Below are 22,979 nucleotides of genomic sequence, written 5' to 3'. Positions count from 1 at the left end.
CGGGCCGCAGCCGACCAGGCTGCGGCCCGCCGCCGTGTGTACGGCGCCGGCCGTGCCGCTCAGACCTCGGCCGCCGCCTCCCTCACTCCTCCGTGACCGCCTGTACCGGCATCATCTCCCCGTTGAGCACCAGCAGTCCGCGCCCCGCGACGCGGGACGCGGTGGCCCGCGGCAGCCGGATGTTGAACAGCTCGCCCTCCGAGTTGTTCTGCGGCGAGAGCAGCAGCCCGCTGCGGGCGCGGCGGGCCTCCTTGACGAAGCCCCGGTACTGCGAGGTCAGCGTGTCGGTGGTGCCGGCCGCCACCAGGCCGTGGCCGCCGTCCACCCCGCTGCGCACCACCGACTCCAGCACGGAGTCCAGCGGTGTGTCGTACACCAGCTCGGCGTCGTCCACGACCACCGCGTACCGCCCGCCGTCCGCCGCCGCCCGCTCCAGCAGCTCCTTCAGCGGCGCCGCGTCCTTGGTGTCCTGCACCACGCCCAGCACTCCCGCCTCGCCCTCCAGCTCGCGCAGCGGCGAGCGCTTCGGTGTGACGGCGACGACGGGCAGGCCCGCGCGCAGCAGCGAACGCGCCGCCGTGCACACCGTGGTGGAGCGGCCCGACTTGGGCGGACCCGCGACGACGAAGCCGGGGCCGTGCTGGGACAGGTCGACGCCCAGCGGTCCGAGCTCGTCGCCGCCCACGCCCACCATCGCCCACAGCGGAGAGGGCGGGGTGAACTCCGGGTCGAGCGCCAGCGCCTCGCGCGTGGTGACCCGCCCCGGGAGGGCGTCCACCCGCATCGGACGCAGGCCGCGCGGCGGGCGGCCGTGCGCGGTGGCGGCGCGCTCGGCGATCCGCCGGATGGCACGCACCTGCGCCTGGCCCGAGGGGTCGGGGTCGAGCAGCGCGATCTGGCTCTCCAGCACTCCGTCGTCACCGGGCTGCAAGGCGCGGCCCGGCGGGAGGTGCGAGGGGATGTCCCGGGGGGTCATACCGGCGGTGGTGTAGTCGTTGGGGTCGGCCAGCCGCAGGACGAGCCGCTCGCCGAAGGACGAGGAGACGACGCCCGACAGGCCGCTGCGCCCCGCGGACATCACCACCCGCAGGCCCACGGACGGGCCTTCGCGGAACAGCTGCGTCATGGCGTCGATGAGCTTGCCGTAGTCGTACGACTCGAACGCGGCTGTGTAGCTCTCCCAGCCGTCCAGCAGCAGCACCAGCCAGGGCAGCCGCTCCTCGGGTGAGGCGGCGGAGGCGCGCTGTTCGGCGACGTTCGCCGCACCGGCCAGGGCGAGCAGCTGCTGGCGGCGGGCCACCTCCGCCTGGAGCCTGGCCAGCAGCCGGGTCAGCCGGTCGGTCTGGTCGCGGGTCACCACGGCGCCGCAGTGCGGGAGAGCTGAGAGCGGGACCAGCGCGTTGGAGCCGCAGTCCACGCCGTACAGATGGATGTCGGCGGGGGAGGCCAGGTCGGCCAGGGAGGCGGCGATGGTGCGCAGCGCTGTCGAGCGGCCCGAGCGCGGCCCGCCGACCAGCAGCAGGTGGTCGCCGTCCACCAGGTCGAGGGTCAGCGGCTCGCGGGCCTGCCGTGCCGGTACGTCGGTGACGCCGAACACCGCCGGCGGGACCTCCGCTCGGCGTGCGGCTGCCGGCCGGGGTGCCTCGTCGACGGTCACCAGGTCGGACAGCGGCTCCAGCCAGGGCCGGTACGGCTCCTCGCACTTGAGCGCGGCAGCGCCCTCGCGGACGGCGTCGACCAGCAGCGCCAGGTCCGTCAGCGGATCGTCGTCCTCCCGGCCCGGCGGTTTGGGCCGGGTCGGCGCGGGGTTGCCCAGGCCGGCCCACTCCACCGGCGCCGCCCACGGCTCGACGGTGCGCTCGGCGGCCGTCTGCGGACGGCGCCCGCCCACGCGTCCGGACTGGAACGGCAGCAGCGATGAGGCGCCCAGCCGTACCAGGGCGCGGCCGGGGGTGTTCTTGGAGATGGAGGCGGAGTCGGGCGCGTCGATGACGTCCTGACTCTCGGCGTTGTCGGTGACCCGCAGCGCGATCCGCAGGTTGGTGTTGGCGCGGATCTCCGGCGAGACCACACCGCTGGGCCGCTGGGTGGCGAGGATGAGGTGGATGCCCAGGGAGCGGCCCCGCTGGGCGATGTTGACCAGACCTGTGACGAAGTCGGGCAGCTCGCGGGCCATCGAGGCGAACTCGTCGACGACGATCAGCAGCCGCGGCAGCGGCGCCAGCCCAGGGTCGCGGCGCATGGCCAGGATGTACGCCTCCAGGTCCTTGGCGCCGACCGCTTCCAGAATCCGCTCGCGGCGCCGCAGCTCGGCGCCGAGCGAGACCAGCGCCCGCTCGACCAGGTGGGAGTCGAGGTCGGTGACCATGCCGACGGTGTGCGGCAATTGCTCGCAGCCCTTGAAAGCGGCGCCGCCCTTGTAGTCGACCAGTACGAAGTTCATGGCGTCCGGCCTGTTGGCCACCGCCAGCGACGCCACCAGGGTCTGCAGCAGCTCCGACTTGCCGGACCCGGTGGTGCCCGCGACCAGCCCGTGCGGCCCGTCCCGCACGAGGTCGATGGTGAACGGGCCGTCGAACGAGGCACCGACCACCGCGCCGGTCGAGCGGCCGCCGGCCGCCCAGCGCGCCGTGATCGCGGCGGCCGACGGCGGCTCCAGGTCCAGCAGGTCCAGCAGCCGGCAGGAGTCGGGCAGGGCCCCGGACTCCTTCTCGCTCACATCGCGGACCGGCGCCACGGCGCGGGCCACGTCCTGGCACCAGACGGGCGGCACACAGTCCGGCCGCACGGACTGCACCGGGTCCTGACCGAACTGCGAGACCTGCAGCAGCCCGAAGTGGTCCTCCTCCACCAGCGCCCGGCACTCCTCGGGCAGCAGTCCTCGGTCGGCGTCCAGGCACACCAGGTGGATTCCGAAGCGCGGCCCCTCGCGCAGCAGCTGCGTCAGCCCCGGCAGGGCACGCAGCCTGCGGGACCCGTCGAGGACGACGAGCACACACGGACCCCGCCACCGGTCGTCGGCGCCCGGCGGGCGCTCCCCGGCGGCCTCCTGGCGGGCGCCCAGCAGCGCCAGCAGTTCGCTGATCCGGCGGGCCACGCTCTCGGTCTCGGTGCCCAGCAGCGCCACCGCGCTGTGGCCCTCACGGCCGCGCGCGTGCGGCAGCCACCGCACCCACTCCCAGCACTCGCGCCCCGAGGGGTCGGTCAGCACGCACACGCTCAGGTCGGCCGGGCTGTGCAGTACCGACGCCTGCGCCACGAGCCAGCGGCCGATGGCGCGGGGCAGCTCCCCGCGGCCCGCCACACCGAGGATGCCGTGGGTGCGCAGCGGCACCCCGACGGGTACGTCGGCCAGCATCCGCCGCTCGGTACGGCGGTGCTCCTGCTGGTTGGGGTCGTTCACCTCCACCTCGGAGGGCAGCGCGCCGGTCCCGACCCGGAGCACTCCGAAGTCGTCGTCCTCCAGCCGCCGCTCCCACAGCCGCTGTCCGGGCCCGGTGGCCACCACGTACAGCTCGGCCGGGTCCGGGCAGGCCAGGCGGCGCGCCGCGGTCTCCTCGGCCGTCGCCTTGAGCGCCTGGTACTCGATGGAGATCTTGTGCTGCTCGTACTCGCGGCGTTTGCGGCGGTGGGAGGTGCGGCCGTTCCTGCGGTCGTAGAAGTGGTTGGCGACGAGCGTGACCGGGGTCAGCACCGCCATGATCATGTAGATGGCGCTGCCCAGTATCACCACCATGGCGATGGCGGCCAGCAGCGGCGCCAGCGCCACCGCCCACGGCAGCGGCCGGGTCTCGGACGGCTTGGGCTTGGAGGGCAGATGGAACTGCGTCTTGCGTGCCGACGGCTGGATGCGCGGCGGCCGGTTGTAGTCCAGGCCCGTGCCGTCCTGCGAGGGCTTGAGCGCGGCGTCCGGGAAGGCGGGCTCACGCAGCTCGAACAGCGAGTGCCCGGCGGCGACCACGCCGCGCCGCCGCCAGACGGTGGGCTGCTCCAGTTGCCGGCCGTCCAGCGTGACGCCGCTGCCGAAGGCCGGGGCGAGGGTCACGGTCCCGTCCACGGCCACATCGATCTCGTAGGCGGAGCTGGGCAGTGTGCTGTCCGCCAGGCGCACCCATGCCTCGGGGCCGCTGCCGACCACGGCCACGCCGGGCCCCAGCCGGTACACCCGCCCGGCGTCGGGGCCGCCCACGACCCGCACCTCCACGGTGCCCTGCGCCTGCGGCCGAGGGCAGGCGCCGGGCGCTCCGACGGAGACCGTCGCGCCGTCCCGTACGGGGGAGTCGGCCACCGGGACGGCCGGGTCGAGCCGGTAGCCGTTGACGTACAGCGCGGGCGCCGCACCGTCGCCGCCCTGGGCGCCGACGTTCAACTGCCGGGCGATCTCCTGTGCGACGGACCCGACGGCGGCGTCGGGTTCGGTGTCCACCAGCAGATCGGCACGCCGCCCGCCCGCACCGTCGACGGCGGTAAGCCGCAGTTCCATATGAGCCCCCCGAATCGGCCGGTGGCCGCCTCGCGTGTTCCCGTCCGTTCCGGCCTCGTCGCCGGAGCGGTCCCGCCTACTTCGGTTCCTCCTCCTCGGCCTTGGCGATGAGCCGGGACTCCTCCGCCGGGTAGGAGTCGAAGAGGTAGTTGAGTGAACTGAGGCGTCCGTTGAAGTCCCCGGCCCAGTTGTCAGCGGCTGTGCCCGCCCAGGTGTCGGAGCCCATCAGGTCGGTCACCTTCTGCGCGGCAGCGCGGATGCTCTCCACCGCGGTCCCGATCCTGGCCATGTCCTGTTTGCAGAGGTCGGCCTGCGACATTCCGTTGTCTCCCTCATCCCCTCGTCGGCCGGCGTGGGCGGCACTGTCATCGGTGTGGACGGCACTGTCAGTTGGCGCTGTTGCCGCGTTCGAAGGCGTCCCGCATGTCGTCGTCGAACCCGTCCAACTTGCCGCCCTGCTGCCGCGCCACCTGCTGCCACCAGCTGTTGAAGTCCGTCAGGTCGCCCGCGTCCTCCAGCTTGATCTGCCCGTTCGCCCACTCCGGGTGTCCCTCGGGCGGCTCGATCTGGCCGCTGATGACCAGTCCCTGCATCAGGGGCAGCCGCATCGAGGACTGGTCGTCGTAGAACTTCGTCCCGGCCTCCTCCGCGTACTTCTGGGCGTTGTCCGTGGAGAAGCTCTCCTTCACTGCGGGCAGCCCGGCCGTGATGGCTGTCTGGACCCACTCGGCTCCGACCGGCAGCCCGGGGATGGAGGTGACGGCGCCGCCGACCGAGTCGATCCACAGCTGCGCCTTCTTGTTGGCCTCGTCCTGCAGCTTCTTGGAGTCGAGCCCGGTCTGGTAGGCGCCGGCGGTCACCACGCCCTGGAGCTCGGCCAAGTTGGTGAGGTAGGTGGTCGCGTCCGGCGAGTCCATGCCCTTCGCGGAGGTCAGGGAGATCTGCGCGTTGACGGAGTTGACCAGGTGACCGGCGTCGCCGCTGTTCTGCGCGATCATGCTGATGAAATTCAGCGCCGTCTGGTGGCCGACGATCAGCATGCCGTTGCTGTCCGTCCCGGTCGCGGGCGCCGCTGCCTGGTCCTTGGGCATGCCGTGGGACTGGGCGAAGTCGGGCACGTACGTCGCGAACACCTGAGCCAGCGCGTGGGTGATCTGACTCGGTACCGGATACTGCGACTTGTCGTAGTCGCTCTTCTTCTTCTCGTCGCCGTACTCCGCCGCGCCCGCGTTGATGACGTTGGCGGCGGCCTCCACCGACTCCTTCGGGTGCCCGGCGCGGTCGGTGGTGGCGGCGGTGATCACGGCGGCCGGCCACTGGGCCTCGTTGAACGACTGGGGGCCGGGCGTGTGCCACTTGTCGTCGACCAGCACCTTGGCGTGCTTGGCGCCGTCGGGGCCGGTCAGCAGCAGGCGGGAGGCGTCCGCGTTCTCGCTGACACGCTGCATGAGGATGACCGACGGGTCGTTGGCGGCGATGGCCTGGATACGGGCGGCGGCGTCGTCGGCGCCCGCCGTGATGTACGAGACGTCCAGGCCGAGGTTGTCGTACCAGGGGTTGTCGGACTCGACATAGCCGCCGGGGACATAGCCGGCGATGTTGGTGCTCGGCGCCGAGTAGTTCGGGCGCATCTGCTGCTTGGAGCGCCAGTCCAGCATCGCGCCGCCGACCGACGAGAGCACCTTCGGGTCCCACTTGTCGCCCTTGGGCCCGTACTGGAAGAGCATGCCGACCGACCACATGTCCCCGTTGGGCGGACTCGTCAGCTTGTCCAGGTAGTTGGCCGGGAGCTGGATCTTCCCGTCCTCGGCGAGGCTGGTCGCGGACTGCACGGCCAGCCCGAACCTGGCGAGGATCTCCTGCGAGTCCTTGGAGAGCACGGTGCTGCCGTGGGTGCCGTCCTGCTCGTGCAGGAACCGTGCCGCACGCACCGAGGCGTCCAGACCGCCGAACTTCATGAACGCCTCGAGGTAAGCGGGGTCGTCCGCGTGGTCCTCGAGCGACTGGGACAGCATCCGGATCGTCGTACGCGACTGCGGGTTGTCCGGGTCGTTCAGCGCCTGCAGCAGCTCCATGGCCTCCTGCTGGCCCTCTGTGGCGGTATCGATCTTCGAGACGTCCCACTCGATGTTGACCCAGTTCGAGTGCGGGCTGTTCGCCGAGGTGAACCGGGGCTGCAGAAAGAGGTTGTAGGCGAGGGAGGCGCGCAGCGCCATGTCGTGCGCGTCGTCGGCGACCTGGCTGGTCTGCTGCGTCAGCACGGACTGGCTGAGCGCCCCGCCCCACTTCGAGAACAGATCACGGATGGTGGCGCCGTCCGACTCCAGCCTGTCCGCCAGACCTTGCAGCGCGTTGGCCAGCTCGCGCAGCCGCAGTGGATCGACGCCGGTGAACTCACCCATCGTGCTTGCTCCCCCCGATGCCGCACAGTCGCTCAGTGCAGTTGTGCAGTTGTCGCAGTTGTCGCAGGTATTCAGTGCAGTTGCTCAGTACAGGATCTTCCCCGCTCAACGCCGCGGCGCGTAAGCCGTGTTCCGACATTGTGACGCGTCGGTGTGACAGCTGTGGCTGCCGTCAGCCGTCAGCCGTCAGCCGTCAGCCTCAGTCGCGTCGCTCACCCCGGTCGCACACCGACTCGGCCGAGGCCAGACCCACGCTGCCGTCGGCGGTCTGCACCAAAGAGGTGACCACGTAGCAGGAGCCGGGCTTCACGGGCGGGGAGGAGAAGACGACGCTCGGCTCGTCGGCGCTGGTGTTCTTCACCTTCACCGTCTCGCCGTCGGCCGACTGTGCCGTGATGGCGTAGCCGTAGACGGGCTGCGGCTTCTTCGGTTTGCTCCAGACCACCTGCACCTGCCGGCCGACCCTGGTGACCTTCACATCCTGCGCCTGGAAGTCGGGGACCTGGCCCTTGGGCAGCGGATGGGCCGACTTGGCGGACTTCTTCGGCGGCTTCTTCGCGCTCTGCGGCCCGGGGTCGTTGGCGGCACGCACCACGAACAGGGTCAGCACGGCGCCGCCCACCAGCAGCAGCGCTCCGCACACGGCCAGGATGCGGTTGCGGGTGCGGCGGCGCTGGGCGACGGCCTCGGCGGAGTCCGGGTCGTCGTCCGTCTCGGGCGGCGGCTGGGTGAGTGCGTCGTCGGCCGGGTTCCAGCCGGGCAGCGGGGGCTCGGGCTCGGCCTCCGGCTGCAGGTCCGGCACCCGCGAAGCACAGGAGACGGGCAGCAGCATCCGCAGCACGCGGTGCACCTCCGTCAGCGGCGGCCGCCCCTCGGCGTGCGGTGCCGTCATCCGGTGCAGCAGCGCGTACAGCGGCTCGGGCACATCGCCGCGCCGCGGCCGGGGCAGCCCACCCGTCAGCACCGCCCGGTACGCGGCCGAACCGCCCGCGCGTACCGCCTCGGCCTGTGCGGGCTCCCCGGCCAGCAGCGCGTACAGCGTCGCGCCCAGCGCGTACACATCGGCGGCGGGCCCGGGGGCCTCCCAGCCGAACAGCTCCCGAGCCGAGAACGCCGGGTCGAAGACGGCGCCGACGGAGGGTACGGCCCGCTGGAGCACCCTGCCGAGCGCGTGCCCGGACAGCAGCGCGCCGCCCTGCGCGTCGAAGAGGATGTTCGCCGGACGCACATCCAGGTGCAGCACGCCCCGGCGGTGCGAGGAGTGCAGCGCGAGGGCCAGCCGTACCCCGATCACCAGTACGTCCTCGACCGGGAAGGGCCCCGACGCGGTCAGCCGGTCCTGCGCCGAGCCGCCCGGGCAGAACTCCTCCACCACATAGAGCTGTTCGGCACCGGTGGACCCGGCGTCCATGACCGTGACCGCGCACGGGTGCCGGGCGGCCGCGCCGGCCGCCAGCAGCTCGGAGTGGGCGGCGAGCCGGCGCGCCGGGTCGGCCACCGTCGGCAGCAGCACCGTGACGGCCACCTCCCGGCCGCTGGACGCCTCCCGGCACAGCGCGACCGTGCTGTACGCCCCCGAGGCCAGCGTGCGCTGCGGCTGGTAGCCGTCGGGCAGCGGGGGCGGCACGGCGGGCGCGGCGACGGACGTTGCCACGGCCGGGGTGGTGGATGGCGGCGGGGCCGCGGGGCCTTCCGTGCCGACCGCCTTGGCCGGGCCCGGGCTCTGGTTGGCGTTCACCGGTGTGCTCCTGATCGGCTGTGACGTAGCAACGTGCGGGGACGCAGCGCCCGCTTGACCCGCTCACGGCGCGGTACCGTTCGCGCGACGACCTCCTCGATCGCGTCGCAGTGCCGCCAGGCGGCGTCCGCTGTGGCCTCGTCCGGCGTCCGGCCCCCGTAGCCGACCTCGTTCACCAGCCGGGCCAGCGCAGGCAGTTGCTCACTGCTGCTGCCGCCGATCCGCCCGACGCCGAAGGCCGCCACCTCCGTCGCGGTATGTGCCGAGGTGGCGGGCAGCCCGATCTCGGTGAGCCGGTCGACGATCTGCTGCCAGGCGCCCAGCACCCGCTGCCCCGGATCGCGGGCACGGCGGCGCCGTCTGCGGGTGCGGTACGGGGCCCAGGCCGCCCAACCGCCGTACGCGAGGAGCAGCAGCACCGCCGCCGACGGCGCGTACACCCACGCGGGCAGCCCCTCGCCGCCGTCTGCCGCCTGGTCACCGCGGCTCTTGTCGTCGTCCTGTTGCGCGGGAGGCACGGAGGGGCGCGGCTGCTCGGCGATGTCGCGGTCGGCCTTCTCCCGCTCCTTGGGCTGCCCGGCGGGCGGCACGGAGGAACCGTCCCGCGACGCCTGCCCCGGTGTCGGATAGAACGGCACCCAGCCGACGCCCTTGAACCGCACCTCGGGCCAGGCCAGCGCGTCCCGTCCGGTGAACTGCTCGGTGCCCTTCCCGCTGCCGCTCTCACGGTCGGCGCCCCGCGTCCCGCTGCCGTCCGCGCGGAAGCCGACCGCGACCCGCGTCGGCAGCCCCAGTGTCCGTGCCAGCACGGCGAAGGAGGCCGCGAACTGCTCCGAGGTGCCGTGCTTTCCCGTGGTGAGGAAGAACTCCAGGTTGCGGTAGCCGTGGCCGGGCACAGCCTTGGGGTCGAAGCGGTAGTGCTCGCGCAGCCAGGCGGCCAGCTTGTGCGCCTGTTCGTACGGGTAGCTGCTGCCCGCGGTCGCGGTGGCCGCCAGCTTCGAGAACGTCTCGACGGCCTCGATCGGCTCGCCTTCCGCGTCGGTACGGGGCAGCGAGGTGTAGGCGGTCCCGTCCGGTACGGGCGCGTACTTGAGCCGTTCCGCGTCGAACACCGGCGCCTGCGAGACGGTGGTGTAGGACAGCCCGCTGTTGACCCGGGTGCCGGTGGGGCCGCCCTCGCCGAGGGCCAGCACACCGCTGGCGGGATCGACGGCGAGCTCGCGGGCCTCCCCGTCGTCGCCCTCGCCCCCGGAACTGCCGTGCCCGTCGTCGCTGTTGTCGCCCCGGCTGGTGATCTTCAGCGAGGAGGGCCGGTCGACGGCGGGCAGCCAGATGCCCGGCAGATTCTGGATGTGCACCCGCTGCTCCACCCGTTCCCGGCGCCCGGGGTCGGTGCCCCGCGAGGGAGGCACCCGGCCGCCGGAGCGGGCCAGTTCGGCGCCGGACGTCCACTTCACACCGTCGTAGCGGTCCAGTACGGCCAGCCGCCAGTTGCGGTCGGCGGCCGTGCTCCGCGCCGTGAACAGCCGCGTCTGCGGGTGCTGGCTCCAGGCGGCCACCTGGTCGAGGGGGCTGGTGGACTGCGGGTGGACGGTGGGCGGGTGCACATCCTGGCGCGGGTCCCACGGCTCGCGGGAGGCCAGTCCGGGCAGCCGCGGCCCGAGCAGCGCGGCGGCCAGCGCCAGCACGGCGACCAGGGGCAGCCCCGCGCTCAGCGTGCGTACGGTGCCGCGCCGGGCCGCCCGCGACCGGAGCAGCACCAGCAGCGCGCCGCAGGCCACCAGGCCGGCCGCCGGGAGGGTGTTCGAGCCGGGCCCGGACACGCCCAGCACCAGCGGGAAGCCGAACGCCAGCACGGGCGGCAGCGCGGGCAGCAGCGGTGAACGGGTCCGCAGCGCCAGCTCGGTGGCGGCGAGCGCGGCCGGCCACAGCACCGCGTGCGGCAGCACGAGGAAGTCCGGGTCCGGTGGCGCGGGCAGGATGGTGGTGAGGATCGCGTGCGGCGAGTCGAGCAGCGCCGACCAGATCTCGGGGACGGCACCGCCCGAGGTGAGCCCGCCGGCCGCGGCGCGGAACAGCATCACCCGTACCGCGACCAGCCACACCACGACGCCCAGCACCAGCGATGGCCACAGCGGAGCCGAGCGCTCCCTGCGGCTCTGGACCAGGAACAGCCCCGCAGCCAGCGCCATCGGCACCGGCACGGCGACCGCGAGCACGGGAAGGAGCGGCCCAGGCCCGAACACCCGGTGGAAGCCCAGCCCGGCGCAGGCCAGCAGTCCGGCGACGGGCAGCAGCGACCACAGGCGGCGCGGCAGCGGGAGCCGGTGCGGCGCGGCCGGTGCGCTCGTCGGTCGGCGGCCGTCACGCCCGCCGCCTCCGCCGGCTTCTCCGCCGCTGTTTCCGTCGGCAGCGGAGACGGCTGTCGGCAGGGGAGGGGCCTCGGGCGCCGCCGGACGCGGAGGCGCCCAGGACGGCCCGTCATGGCCGGTGAGTCCGGCCGGGCCGACGGGACCGACGCCGCGCAGAGCGGTGCCCCGCGGCGCGTTGCCCCGCGGCGCGTTGCCCCGCGGCGCGTTGCCGCTCGGGGCGGCCCCGTAGGGCGCGGACCCGTGCGGGGTGGACGGCGAGTTCATCGCACCGCCTCCCGACGCCAGGCGGCCAGCAGCGAGTCGAGCCCGGTCACCCGGAGCTGAGGCACGTCGCTGCCCAGCCCCGCGGGTTCGTGCGGCTCTTCGGCCGAGGCGACGGTGCCGGTGCGCAGCACCACCGCACGGTCGAAGCGGCGGCGCACCCGCTCCAGGGCGCTCAGCCCGCTGGCGTCACCCGTACCGGTGATGACGGTGAGTGAACCTCGGCGGCGCGCACGTTCCAGTTCGTCGAAAGCGCCCGCCGCCGAGGCCGCCTGCGAACGGCGCACGAGCGCGAGCCGGTCCAGCAGCGCCTCGGCGTCGTTGCCGCCCGCGCCCTCGGTGCGCAGGACGGGGCCGGTCTCGCTGAGCACCTCGACGGGGAAGTTGGAGCGCGCGGCGGCGAACGCGACGGACGCGGCGGTGTCCACGGCCAGTTCGAAGTCGTCCTCGCTGCGGTAGGCGGCGGCCCGGGTGTCCAGTACGACCGTGCTGTGCGGCAGCGAGACGTCCACCAACTGCTTGACCATCAGCGTTCCGGTGCGCGCCGAGGACCGCCAGTGCACCCGCCGCAGATCATCGCCCAGCACGTACTCGCGCAGCGCGTGGAAGGTCAGCGACCCCTCGTCCGCCGTGTCGGTCGTCGGCCCCTCCACATGGTGCGCCGTACCCGAGGGAAGGACGGGCAGCAGACACACCCGGGGCCGTACCAGCAGGGTGTCCGTGCCGCCCTCTCCGGGGCCGAAGACGCGCACCCGGCGGGCCAGTCCGAGCGGGTCCGTACGCTCGATCCGCAGCGGTCCCAGCGCGATCCGGCCGCGCCGCTCGGTGGGCAGCGCGTACCGCACCGTGTGCCCGGCTCCGGCGGCCAGTGGCGGCACTCGGAGGGTGAGCGGCAGCGCGCCGCAGCTGTCGGTGACATCCAGCCCGCGCCGGGTGCGGCGGCCGGTGTTGGTGAGGGTGACCGAGCCCTCGGCCCGGTCCCCGCGCGCCACTTTCCGCGGCGTCACCTGGCGGCGCGCCGACAGCCGCGGTGAGCGCCCCGTCCAGATGAGCGCCACGCACACCGCGAGCAGACAGCCCACCCCCAGAACCACAGCCTCGGAGTAGCCGAGCGCATAGCCGGCCCCCGTGAGTGCCGCGCCGCCGACCAGTGCCCCCCAACCCGTCGGCGACAGCATCAGCCCTGCGCCCCCGCCTGCGGTACGGGAACCGTGGCCAGGGCCTCGGCGACGACGTCGGCGCCGCTGCTGCCACTCAGCTCCGCCTCGGGCGTGAGGATCAGCCGGTGCGCCAGGACAGGACCCGCCAGCGCCTTGACGTCCTCCGGCAGCGCGTACGTACGCCCCTGCGAAGCGGCGCGCACCCGTACCGCACGCAGCAGCGCGACCGAGCCGCGCGGGCTGGCGCCCAGCCGCACCTCGGGCAGCTGACGGGTGGCCGCCACCACCCGCACCAGGTAGTCGTACAGCTGCGGCGCCACCTGGATCTGCCGGGCGACCTGGATGAACTCCGCGATGTGCCGGCCCGTCGCGATCGTCGGCAACTGCTCGATGCCCGGCTGCGATCCGGCGCCCGAGAGCACGGCCACCTCCGAGGCGTGGTCCGGGTATCCGAGGGTGACCTGCATCAGGAACCTGTCGAGCTGTGCCTCGGGCAGCGGATAGGTGCCGCCCATGTCCACCGAGTTCTGCGTGGCGATCACCATGAAGGGGCGGGGCACCGGGTGGGTGCTGCCGTCCGCGGTGACCTGCCGCTCCTCCATGACCTCCAGCATCGCGGACTGCGTCTTGGGCGAGGCCCGGTTGATCTCGTCGCCGAGCACGATGTTGGCGAACACCGGCCCTGGCAGGAACTCGAAGCTGCCGGTGTTCTGCCGGTAGATGGTCACCCCTGTGATGTCCGACGGCAGCAGGTCGGGGGTGAACTGCACCCGGTGCCAGCTCGCTTCGAGCGAGGCGGCCAGGCAGCGGGCCAGCGTCGTCTTGCCGGTTCCGGGCACGTCCTCGATGAGCAGGTGCCCTTCCGAGAAAAGGCACACCAGCGCCAGTTCGACGGTGTCACGCTTGCCCTTGACGACCCGTTCGATGTTGTCACCGAGCGCGTGGAAGCACTGGGCGAGCAGCGAGACGGACTCCGGGGAGGCCGGTGCGGCGGCCGGTGCTGACGCTGCTGCCTTCTGGTGTTCTAGTTGCATGGCCAGACCTCCGGGGAGTAGTCGCCCTTCTTGTGGTTGCTGGTGCCGACCCAGAGGTCACTGATGTAGGCCGTACCGCCCTCCCACTCGATGCGGTCCCAGACGTTGCTCTTCCACCCGTAGGTGTCGTGCGTCTCCATCGTGCCCCGGACCTGGCAGACCACCTTCAGCTGAGGAGTCTGCCCGGCGGGGATCCTGCCCCTGCGCGTGCCGGTCTTGGTGCTGGGCTCGCTGCGGACACCCACGTCGTCCCCGTCGTCCACGTTGTCCGCGACGCGGATGGTCTTCGTGTTGGACAGGTTCACCCGCTGCACCACGCTTCCGCCCGAGCCGGCCGCGTTCTTGGCGGCGATGGTGAGCGTGTAGGTCCTGAAGTTCTCCAGGCCGCGCAGCGAAGCCTTGGTGCCGGTGAGGTTCCGCTTGTCGTTGCCGGCCCCGGCGCCGGTGACGTCGTACGTGGTGCCCTTCCCCGCGTTGGCGGGCGCCTGCCAGGTCAGGTCGATGCCCTTGCCGCCCTGCGGGATGGCGGACTTGACGTTCTGCGGCTGGCCGGGCGCCACACACGGCCGGGCGGGCCCGGAGCGGCCGGAGGTGGCCTTCTGCCCGTCCGAGAACTCCGCCTCGACGGTGAAGCTGTACTGCCGGTCGCAGGAGCCGCCCTCGACCTCGAAGGTGAACGGCCCGCCGGGGCCGATCCGCGCCGGCTTCACCTCAGCGCCGGGCGGTGCGCCCTTGAGCCGGTATCCGGTCGGCTTCACACCTGAGGAGGGCGCGAAGGAGACCCGGATGGTGCCGGGGCCCGACTCCGCCTGCGGGACGCCGGGCGGCTGCGGCTTCGCGGGCTCCTCCTCGTCCGGCCCGGTGGGGTCGGGCTTCTTCGGATCGGGCTTCCCGGGGCCCGGTTCCGGGTCCTGTGCGGGCTTGTCGGGGCCGTCGCCGTCCCGGTCCGGCTTGCCCGCCGGAGCGTCGGGACGCGAGGGCCTGTCGTTGCGGCCCGGACCCGAGGGGCCTTCGGGCAGCGGGTCCGGCGCGTCCGGTCCCGGCGCGGGGTCGCGCTTGCCGTTGTCGCCGGTGCGGTCCTTCTGGCGGGGCTTGCGGCCCGAGGGCGCGTCGGTGTCGTACTTGTGCACGCGGTTGACGTGCCCGGCGGAGTTGATGACCACAGCGGTGGCATTGTCCGCGTCGTTGACCCACAGCAGGCCGTCCCGGACGAACAGGCTCAGCTTGCCGGGATCGCCGGTCACCTTCACCGGTTTGGTGATCGCTGCCGCCTCGGTGTCGTACACCTTCAGAGTGCCGTTGCTCTGGTCGGGTACGTACACCTTCGAGCCCAGCACCTGCGGAGTGCCGTACTGGTGGTCCGAGGCCCCCAGGGACGCGGTCAGCAGTGAACCGGTGCGGGTGTTGACGAGCGCCATCCGCCCCGACTTCCGCGCCAGCACCGGCACCACGTCCCCCGCGGTCGCCGCCGGGACCAGCACCGAACCTGTCGGCGCCTTGGCGATGTTGCTCGGCAGCTTGAAGCGCATGCCGCGGCCCGTGCGCTTGAGCAGCGTCACCGTGCCGCCCTTGGTGTCGGTCACCACCGGGCGGCCGTCGGCGAGGGTCATCAGCAGCGTGGCCGGCTTGCTGCTCCCGGCCGCCACCTTGATGCCCGCCGCCTTCTTGCCGCGCGGGAACGGTACGACCTTGCCCTTGCCGGGCACCGGAACCCACAGCGTGCCCTTGGGGTCCGCCACCGCCTTGCCCAGCGGCCCTGAACCCAGGTCGACCGGGGCCCCGATCGGTGTCGTGCGCACCGGATCGATGCGCTGCACCCGCGCCTTGACCGGGTCGACCAGATACGCGTACTTCCCGCCGGAGACCAACTGGAGCCCGGCGCCGTAGCGCGATGAGCCCTCGACGGTCAGCTGCGAGGGGTCGATCCGCACCAGCTTGCCGGTCTTCTCGTCCAGGACCAGCACCGTCTTGCCGTCCTGCGAGATGGAGACCGGATGGCCGTCCATTCCGGGCAGCTTGACCTTGCCGTCCACGTCCCCGGTCAGCCCGTTGGCGTGCGCGGCCTCACCGGTGCGCGAACTGGTCAGCCAGGCACCGATGTCGGCAAGATCGGGCACCGCGCCCGCCTTGCCCGACCCCACGACGACGGACGTAGCGACCAGCGCGCTCACCGAGCACAGCGCGATATAGCCCGTAGCCCGGCGCCGGTTGGGCCGTACGGTCGCCCACGCGGCACGCGCCAGCCTCGCGCAGCGCGCCCTCAGCGCCGCCGCACCGCTCCGGCCGGGCTCCCGGCCGGTCTCCTCCGTCTCGTCGACCAGCCGCCGCGGACGCAGCCCCGGCGTCCGGCCCTCTTCGGAGCTCCCCCGAGCATCCGGCATCGACAGTCCCTCCCCGTCACCCGCATCCTCGTCTCGACCGAGACGCGCGGCACTTGCAGATTAACCAACCAACTGCCCCGCCGGTCAGCGCCCGACCCCTGGCTGTGACAGGAGTATGACGTCCCGGCCACGCGGTCATTGCCTTGCGCGCTTCTCGCCCCCGTGCGGCGGCGAGAAGCGGCCCAGCGGTGCCGAACTCCACGTGCTCAGCACGTTATCGGGGCGGTCCGACAGGATCGGCCGCTCGCCGAGAGCAGGACCGGGGCCCGGTGAGAGCATGACCGTCATGAGATCGACCGAAAGTGTTGTCACTCCGGGCGAGAGCGGCGGCGACGTCGTCATCGAGACGGAGCGGCTGTGGCTGCGGCCGCTGACGCCGCGCGACCTGGACTTCTTCGTCGAGCTGCACAGCGACCCCGAGATCACCCGCTTCGTGCCCACGTTCACCAGGGAACAGGCCCGCGAACGGCTCGCGGAGATCGGGCGCCAGTGGAGCGAGCGGGGACACGGGCTGTGCGCCGTCCAGTCGAAGGAGACGGGGGAGCTGATCGGACGGTGCGGCCTCAACCACTGGGAGCTCTTCGACGAGGTGGAGGCGGGCTGGACGTTCCGGCGTGACTGCTGGGGGCGCGGATACGCGACCGAGGCGGCCAGGGCCGTGGTCGAGTGGGGCTTCGACCGGCTGGACGTGGACTACTTCACCGCCATGATCGTGCACGGCAACTCCGCCTCCGTCCGGGTCGCCGAGCGGCTGGGCTTCGAGCCGGGGCGCCAGGACACCTTTCTGGGCAAGCCCGTCACCGTCCACATGCTCCACCGGCCGGGCCGCCACCGTGCCCGCGACGCGGACCGGTGACGCCGCCCCGCACGGCGCGGACGCCGAGCGGCGGGGAGCCGCTGCTGCGGCTGTCGGGGGTGAGCCGGCGCTACGGTGAGCGGCAGGCCCTCCACCCGCTCGACCTCGAGCTGTTCCCCGGCGCCTGCACAGCGCTGTTCGGCCACAACGGTTCCGGCAAGTCCACGCTGCTGCGCCTGGCGTGCGGACGGGACCGGCCGACGACGGGAACCGCCCTGTTCGACGGCCGACCGGTCGATGAGGACGACCCGCAGGTGCGCGCCCGCGTGGCGGTCACGGGGGACACCGTCGCGTTCTATCCGGATCTGACCGTACGCGAACACCTTGAACTGATCACCGTGGCACACGGAGTCGCCGGCGCCGACGGGTGGATCGGCCAGGTGCTGGCCGACCGGCGGCTGACCGACCACGCCGACCAGCCGCCCTCCGCTCTCTCCTCCGGCCAGACCCAGGCGCTGCAACTGGCCGCAGCGCTGGTCAGGCCGCGCGATCTGCTGGTGCTGGACGAGCCCGAACAGCGGCTCGACCCGTCGGCCCGCACCCGCCTCGCCGAGCTGCTGCGCGGGGAGAAGGCGGACGGTGTCGCGGTGCTCCTCGCCACCCACCAGGCGGAGCTCGTCCACGCTGTCGCCGACCATGTGGTCGTACTGGAGGACGGCAAGGTCGTCCGTGAGGGCGGGCCGGAGGTGCTGGACGGGCTGGACGGTGCGCCGTGAGCGGGACGAGCCTTCCGGACGAGGACGAACTGGCCGACGTGGCCCCGGTGGAGCCCGGCGGCGCCGAGTGGACGGACGAGGACGACCGCACCCCCGAGACCCTGCGCTGGCTGCGTGAGAGGCGTCAGGCGTACCGCAGACAGCGCAACCGCGACCTGGCCGTCACCGGCTACACGCTGCTGCTGTTCGCCGTCGGCTACGGCAGCACCCTGGGGTACCGCTTCGTCCAGCGGCTCGGGCACCTCACCGCGCGGGAGGAGACCGCGGAGGCCGTACGTCGCGCCTTTCCCGCAGCGCTGGTCCTGCTGGCCTGCGCTCTCGCGGTGTTCGCCGCGCGGGACGCACTGTGGCGCGGCCCCGTGCTGGTCCCGCGCCACGAGGTGTCCTGGCTGCTGTCCCAGCCCGTGCGGCGGGAGCGGGTGCTGCGGCCCGCTTTCCGGCTGACGGCGGCGCTGATGACGGCCTGTGGTGTGCTGGGCGCCGTCGGCTGCGGTGTGCTGCTGCGGCTGACGGGTCTGGCCGAGCTGGGGCCCGCACTGGGGTCGTCCCTGCCGGCCGGGGTCTGTCTGCCGCTGCTGGCCGCCGCGCTCGGCCTCCAGGTGGAACGCAGCGGCCGGTGGGCGTGGTGGGTACGGGCACTGACGCCGTACGCGGTGCTGGTGCTGCTCCTGCTGGCCGGACAGGCGGCCTTGGCTGCGACAGGGCTGCGGTCGGCACTCCTGGAGACGGTCGAGCTGTGGTCGGGACCGTGGGGCTGGGCGGCGCAGCCGGTGCTGCACGCCACCGGCGGGCGGGCCGAAGGCTGGCCGTGGGCGGTGCTCCTGCTGTGCGCCGGTACGGCGGCCGCTGTCGTGCACGCCTTCGCGGTGGCCGGCACCATCCCCACCCGACGGCTGCGCGCGCGTGCCGCCACGGCGGCGACCGTGGCCTCCGTACTGTGGTCGGCCGAACTGCGCGCGGCCAAGCTGGCGATCGGCGAAGCCCTCGCGGACGGCGCGGCCCGACCCCGGCGGCGGCTGCCGATGCCCCGCTCACGGCGGCTCGTCGTCGTATGGCGGGACACTGTCGCGCTGCTGCGTGCTCCGGGAAGCGTGCTGAGCGCCGCGCTGTGGACCGCGGCGGCAGCCGGCACGGTGGGACTCGCCGCCGCGCTGGACGGGGTGGCCCGTATCGCCGTACTCGCCGGGGCGCTGACCCTCGGCTGGTTCGCGGTCGGCAGGCTGGCGGAGACGGCGCGCCTGGAGGCGGACGATGTACGGCGCTCCTCCTGGTCGCCGTACCGCCTCGGCGCGCTGATGGTGCGGCACACCCTCGTACCGGCGCTGGTGGGTGGCGTCTTCGCGCTGCTGGCGGCGGTCCCGTTCGCGCTGCAGGGCGGCGAGCGGGCGCTGCTGCTGATGCCCCTGTGCGCGCCGCCGTTCGCCGCTGCCGCGGTAGTGGCGGCGGTGCGGGGCCCGGTGCGGACGGACCTGCTGTCCCTGGGCCTGGTGACCCCGGCGGGCGACGCCAGCGTCTTCGTCTTCCTCGCCTGGTACGCCACGCCGTTCCTGACGACGGTCGGCTCGCTGACGGCCGCTGTGGGGCTGAGCGGTGTGCTGGATTCCGGGGCGCCCGCGGGGGCCGTGCTGCGGCCGGTGTCCGCGGCTGTCGGGCTCACCTCGGCGCTGCTGTTCGCCGCCGCCCGCCGGGCGCGGAAGCTGCACCGGCAGGGCGGTTGAGTGGCTGTCTCGGCTCCCGGGCGTACGTGCCGTCAGCTCTCGTGAGGCGTGGGCAGGATCTGCCGCAGCAGACCGCGCGGATGGCCCCGGCGCCGCCACTCCCGGGGATAGCCGATGGAGACCTCCTCGAATCGGACCCCGTCGTGGTGTGTCGTGCGGGGGATGTGCAGATGGCCGTAGACGGCGACGGCCACGTTGTACCTGGTGTGCCAGTCCGCCGTCAGCTCCGTGCCGCACCACTGCGCGAACTGCGGATACCACATCACATCCGTCGGCTCCCGCAGCAGCGGCCAGTGGCTGACCAGCACCAGCGGGGTGTCCGGGTCGAGCGCTTCCAGCCGCTTCTCCGTCGCGGCCACCCGCTCCCGGCACCAGTCGTCGACGGCCGGGTAGGGGTCGGGGTGCAGCAGGTACTCGTCCGTGCAGACGACGCCGGAGGCGCGGGCCCGTGCCAGCGACTCCTCCTTGGTGTGCGTCCCGGGCGCCCGGAAGGTGTAGTCGTACAGCTGGAAGACCGGCGCGATCAGCACCTCGCCCTCAGGTCCCGCCCAGTGCTGGTAGGGGTCCTCCGGTGTCAGCACGCCCAACGAGCGGCACAGCTCCACGAGTTGCGCGTATCGCTCGGCCCCGCGCAGCTGCACCGGGTCGCCGCGCGGTGTCCACAGCTCGTGGTTGCCCGGCGTCCAGATCACCCGGGCGAACCGGTCGGCCAGCAGCCGCAGGGCCCAGGCCACCTCTTCGAAGTGCTCGGCCACATCCCCCGCGACGATCAGCCAGTCGTCGTCGGTGTGCGGGCGCAGTGACTCGGTGACCGGCTTGTTGGCCGCCATTCCCACATGCAGATCGCTGACCGCGAGCAGCCGGCCCTGGCCGGACGTCATGCGGCTCCCCCCTCCGTCGCCCTTCGGCATCCCCCTCGGTGCAGCGCCCCCAGCGCTTCCACCGCCCCCGTCCGCACCGACGATAACCGCAGCCGCCGACGGTCGCCGCCGATCCTCGGCGTCACTGGGGACGGGACCGGTCGTCCTCCTCGGGCCGTTCGGCGGCCGGGAGGCGTCGGAGGGTGAGGATGGCCAGGTCGTCCTGCTGGTAGGGGTGGGTGAAGGCGCGGACGTCGTCGCGCAGTGCGCGGGCCAGCTCCGTGCGTGCGCCCTCACCGTCCGGCGCGGTCCTGGCCGCCCGTACCAGCTCGGTGAGGCGTCCGGCGAGCGGGTAGAAGGCACCGTCACCGTCCCGGGCCTCGGAGAGGCCGTCGGTGTACAGCAGCAGCGTCGAGTCGGGCGGGAAGTCGAACCCGGCCGCCGAACGCTCCTCGCCCACCAGTGACGCCAGCCCCAGCGGTACCCCCGTCTCCCCGAGCCGCACCTCGCACGGCTGTTCCGCCGCACGCACCAGGAAGGGCGTCAGATGGCCGCAGTTGACGACCTGGGCGGCGTCCCGGTCGAGGGGGCCGACCGAGAGGACGAGAGCCGTGATGAACCGCTCCGGCTCACCCGAGTGGCGGGCGTACGCGTTGTGGCGCACCACCGAGGTCTCCAGCGCGTCCACCAGACCCGTGAGCGTCGGCTCCCGGTGCGCTGCCTCGCGGAACGCGCCCAGTACGGCGAAGGCCGCGCCGACCGCCGACAGCCCCTTGCCCTGCACATCCCCGATCAGCACCCGGGTGCCGTAGGGGGTGGCGGCCACGTCGTAGATGTCACCGCCGAACAGCTTGTCCTCCTGCAGCGGTTCGAAGACCCCGTCCACCCGTACCTGGTCGGTCACCTCCGGCAGCGGGTGCAGGATGTGCTGCTGGATGACGGCCGCGGTCGAGCGCAGCCGCAGCAGCTCGGTGTCCCGCGCGATGCGCCAGCGTGCCCCGAACACGGCGAGCCCGGCGAACAGCAAGGTGAGCACCAGGGTGATCGCGTCGTCCAGGTGGTAGCCGGGCCTGCGCGCGATGGAGATGGCGGCGCCGGCTGTCGCCCAGACGGATGCGGCCTGTGTCTGCCGTTCGGTGCCCACGCTCGCCGCGATGGCGGGGAGGAAGATCAGCAGACCGACCAGCCGCACCTCGGACCCGGCCACCAGGCTCAGTCCGACGACCAGCAGGGTGAGGCCGAGGCCCCACAGCAGGAAGGCGCGGGTGGACAGCGCTTTGGGCCGCGGGTGTTCCACGATCTGCTGGGCCTGGTCGAAGGACTGCTGCGGCGGCTGCCTCACGGCCTGGTTCTGCTGCTCCATGGACGGTTCCTAGGGTGCGGTGCTCCGAGGTGCGCTGTGCGGCCCTCCATCCTCACCCGCCGGGGCCCGCCGCCCGCCGCGACACCGCCGTACGCCGCCGCGCGGGCGCTCAGGAGTCCCTGCCCTCGGGCCTCAGGAGTCCTTGCCCTCGGGCCTCAGGAGTCCTTGCCCTCCGGGTCCCGGGGGAAGTGCGGGTTGGCGTCCTTCTGCCAGGAGGTCTCCAGCGGCTCCGGACTGTGCAGCGGAATGTTCGGGTCCGCGCTCTCGGTGGGAGGCCAGTCGGGACGCTGGTCGGCGGGCAGGGAGCGGAGCGCCTCACTGACGCTGGAGAAGACGGGCAGCATCTCCGTGCTCCCGGTCAGGGCGAGCACCGCGGCCAGCCGCCGCCCCACGCAGGCGAGCAGCAGGCTGCCCTCCCGGCGCTGCAGCAGCCACCGCAGGGCGAGCAGGCAGTTGAGGCCCCGCGAGTCGCAGAAGACCAGAGCCGTCACATCCAGCACCAGGTGCCGGTATCCGGTGGCGACCACGGCGCCGATGCGGTCCAGGTAGAACTCCTCGGAGCCGCGGTCCAGTTCCCCACTGAAGCGGATCACCGCGCACTCGTCCCTGACGGTGAGCGGCGTGATGGCCAGACGGTCGTTCTCCCGCGACCTCACTCCGCCTCCGTCCCCCGGCACGGAGCCGGTGCTCTGCGCGTCCCGCCCGATGCGGATCTGCGGTCTTCCGAGTATCCCAAATCCTGTGTCCTCACAGGGGCGCGCCGCTCGCCTCCCCGGTGCCCCCTTCGCACAGTGATCGTACGTCCTGCCGCCCGGCACGGCGCCCTCTTCCCCCGGCCGTGGCGGTGCGTCGTCCCGGTGGACCCGGTTCCCACGGTGATCATCCATGGGCGACCAAATGATCTGACCTTTCCTTGTCCGTACCATCCGGGCCGAACCATGCATGAAGACGAAAGGCCCGGGTAACTGACCCTGCAGCCGTTCGAGCGTTCACACGGGGCACCGTTCAGCGGCCGGCGAGGTATTCGCACAGGGGCGAGACCTCGACGGAAGAGGAAAGACCCCCACATTCGTGGGTCTGGCCGCTTTCGGCGGCAACAGCCCTGCGGAGACGGGAGACAAGCATGGAACAGGTAGCGGCCCTCCGTGGTGAGGAGAGTGTTACAGCGGACACCGCGCGCACGCGTTATGTGCGCAGCAGTTTTCAGGCCCGCAGACTCACTCGGCACTTTCTGGCCACGGTCTCGCCGCCGCCCTCGTCCGAAGCCGCCGAAACCGTGCTGCTGGTCGTGTCCGAGCTGGTGACCAATGCCCTACGGCACGGTGACGGGGTCCGGGACTTCCGGTTGAGCGCCGGGCACGGCACCGTCACAGTCGAGGTGGCGGATTCCAGTTCGGTGCTTCCCCGTGACCGCAGTCCGCGGGATTTCGCCGAGGGGGAAGGCGGCGGCTTCGGCTGGCCCATCGTCTGCCATCTGGCGCGGGATGTCACCATTCGGCTGCACCCCGACGCCGGAAAGATCATCTGCGCTGATATTCCGCTGTAACGGCCCGGTGAGCGCCGCCCTCGCGCGGTGAACTCCCGTATGCGGTCCTGCTGTTCTCGCGTCATCATCGAGAACGAAAGGAGCGCGTG

The 22,979-nt window shown here is 72.9% G+C and carries 15 protein-coding genes; 4 read left to right on the top strand and 11 right to left on the bottom strand.

Features of this window, described 5'->3' with window-relative positions; all coding sequences use genetic code 11:
• Positions 1-82 precede the first annotated feature (82 nt).
• The 8 genes from HC362_RS05545 to HC362_RS05510 form a co-directional block, all read right to left on the bottom strand.
• Positions 83-4,483, bottom strand: coding sequence for an FtsK/SpoIIIE domain-containing protein (locus HC362_RS05545; RefSeq protein ID WP_243082754.1), 4,401 nt, complete (start codon positions 4,481-4,483; stop codon positions 83-85).
• A gap of 76 nt (positions 4,484-4,559) precedes the next feature.
• The gene (locus tag HC362_RS05540; protein ID WP_209267429.1) at positions 4,560-4,802 is read right to left on the bottom strand and encodes a hypothetical protein; all 243 of its coding nucleotides are present in this window, start codon (positions 4,800-4,802) and stop codon (positions 4,560-4,562) included.
• Between the two features lie 67 nt (positions 4,803-4,869).
• The gene (locus tag HC362_RS05535) at positions 4,870-6,885 is read right to left on the bottom strand and encodes a hypothetical protein (protein ID WP_243082753.1); all 2,016 of its coding nucleotides are present in this window, start codon (positions 6,883-6,885) and stop codon (positions 4,870-4,872) included.
• A 199-nt stretch (positions 6,886-7,084) separates the two neighbouring features.
• A complete protein-coding gene (locus HC362_RS05530) occupies positions 7,085-8,623 on the bottom strand; it encodes a serine/threonine-protein kinase (RefSeq protein WP_243082751.1) in 1,539 nt (512 codons plus the stop codon).
• Positions 8,620-11,259, bottom strand: a complete 2,640-nt coding sequence (locus HC362_RS05525) for a transglutaminase domain-containing protein (RefSeq protein WP_243082750.1) — start codon at positions 11,257-11,259, stop codon at positions 8,620-8,622. The genes HC362_RS05530 and HC362_RS05525 overlap by 4 nt, the downstream gene beginning before the upstream one ends.
• Complete coding sequence (locus HC362_RS05520; RefSeq protein WP_243082749.1) at positions 11,256-12,434, bottom strand: DUF58 domain-containing protein; 1,179 nt, start codon at positions 12,432-12,434, stop codon at positions 11,256-11,258. The genes HC362_RS05525 and HC362_RS05520 overlap by 4 nt, the downstream gene beginning before the upstream one ends.
• Positions 12,434-13,450, bottom strand: coding sequence for a MoxR family ATPase (locus HC362_RS05515; RefSeq protein WP_243082748.1), 1,017 nt, complete (start codon positions 13,448-13,450; stop codon positions 12,434-12,436). The genes HC362_RS05520 and HC362_RS05515 overlap by 1 nt, the downstream gene beginning before the upstream one ends.
• The gene (locus HC362_RS05510) at positions 13,441-15,831 is read right to left on the bottom strand and encodes a hypothetical protein (RefSeq protein ID WP_243082746.1); all 2,391 of its coding nucleotides are present in this window, start codon (positions 15,829-15,831) and stop codon (positions 13,441-13,443) included. Before HC362_RS05510 ends, HC362_RS05515 begins: the two co-directional genes overlap by 10 nt.
• A gap of 286 nt (positions 15,832-16,117) precedes the next feature.
• Between HC362_RS05510 and HC362_RS05505 the strand changes: the two genes are divergently transcribed.
• The 3 genes from HC362_RS05505 to HC362_RS05495 are packed head-to-tail and all read left to right on the top strand — an operon-like array spanning position 16,118 to position 19,121.
• Complete coding sequence (locus HC362_RS05505) at positions 16,118-16,687, top strand: GNAT family N-acetyltransferase (RefSeq protein WP_243082744.1); 570 nt, start codon at positions 16,118-16,120, stop codon at positions 16,685-16,687.
• Positions 16,684-17,403 (top strand): ABC transporter ATP-binding protein, encoded by a 720-nt coding sequence (locus HC362_RS05500; protein WP_243082743.1) that lies wholly within the window; start codon positions 16,684-16,686, stop codon positions 17,401-17,403. Before HC362_RS05505 ends, HC362_RS05500 begins: the two co-directional genes overlap by 4 nt.
• The gene (locus tag HC362_RS05495; RefSeq protein ID WP_243082741.1) at positions 17,400-19,121 is read left to right on the top strand and encodes a hypothetical protein; all 1,722 of its coding nucleotides are present in this window, start codon (positions 17,400-17,402) and stop codon (positions 19,119-19,121) included. The genes HC362_RS05500 and HC362_RS05495 overlap by 4 nt, the downstream gene beginning before the upstream one ends.
• A 32-nt stretch (positions 19,122-19,153) precedes the next feature.
• Here the strand turns inward: HC362_RS05495 and HC362_RS05490 are convergent, their stop codons facing one another.
• The 3 genes from HC362_RS05490 to HC362_RS05480 all read right to left on the bottom strand — a co-directional run bounded on the left by HC362_RS05490 (position 19,154) and on the right by HC362_RS05480 (position 22,000).
• Positions 19,154-20,002 carry a metallophosphoesterase gene (locus HC362_RS05490; protein ID WP_243082739.1) on the bottom strand — a complete coding sequence of 283 codons (849 nt, stop codon included), beginning with the start codon at positions 20,000-20,002 and terminating at the stop codon, positions 19,154-19,156.
• 121 nt (positions 20,003-20,123) lie between these two features.
• On the bottom strand, positions 20,124-21,344 hold the full coding sequence (locus HC362_RS05485; protein WP_243082738.1) for a PP2C family protein-serine/threonine phosphatase: 1,221 nt from the start codon (positions 21,342-21,344) through the stop codon (positions 20,124-20,126).
• A gap of 155 nt (positions 21,345-21,499) precedes the next feature.
• The gene (locus HC362_RS05480; RefSeq protein WP_243082736.1) at positions 21,500-22,000 is read right to left on the bottom strand and encodes an STAS domain-containing protein; all 501 of its coding nucleotides are present in this window, start codon (positions 21,998-22,000) and stop codon (positions 21,500-21,502) included.
• 467 nt (positions 22,001-22,467) lie between these two features.
• Between HC362_RS05480 and HC362_RS05475 the strand changes: the two genes are divergently transcribed.
• A complete protein-coding gene (locus HC362_RS05475) occupies positions 22,468-22,890 on the top strand; it encodes an ATP-binding protein (protein WP_243082734.1) in 423 nt (140 codons plus the stop codon).
• Positions 22,891-22,979 lie beyond the last annotated feature (89 nt).

It is taken from the genome of Streptomyces sp. 891-h, from assembly GCF_022760275.1.
Classification (GTDB): Bacteria; Actinomycetota; Actinomycetes; order Streptomycetales; family Streptomycetaceae; genus Streptomyces; species Streptomyces spirodelae.
Note: the sequence above shows the minus strand (reverse complement) of the source record. Positions and strands in the feature narration are given on the sequence as shown.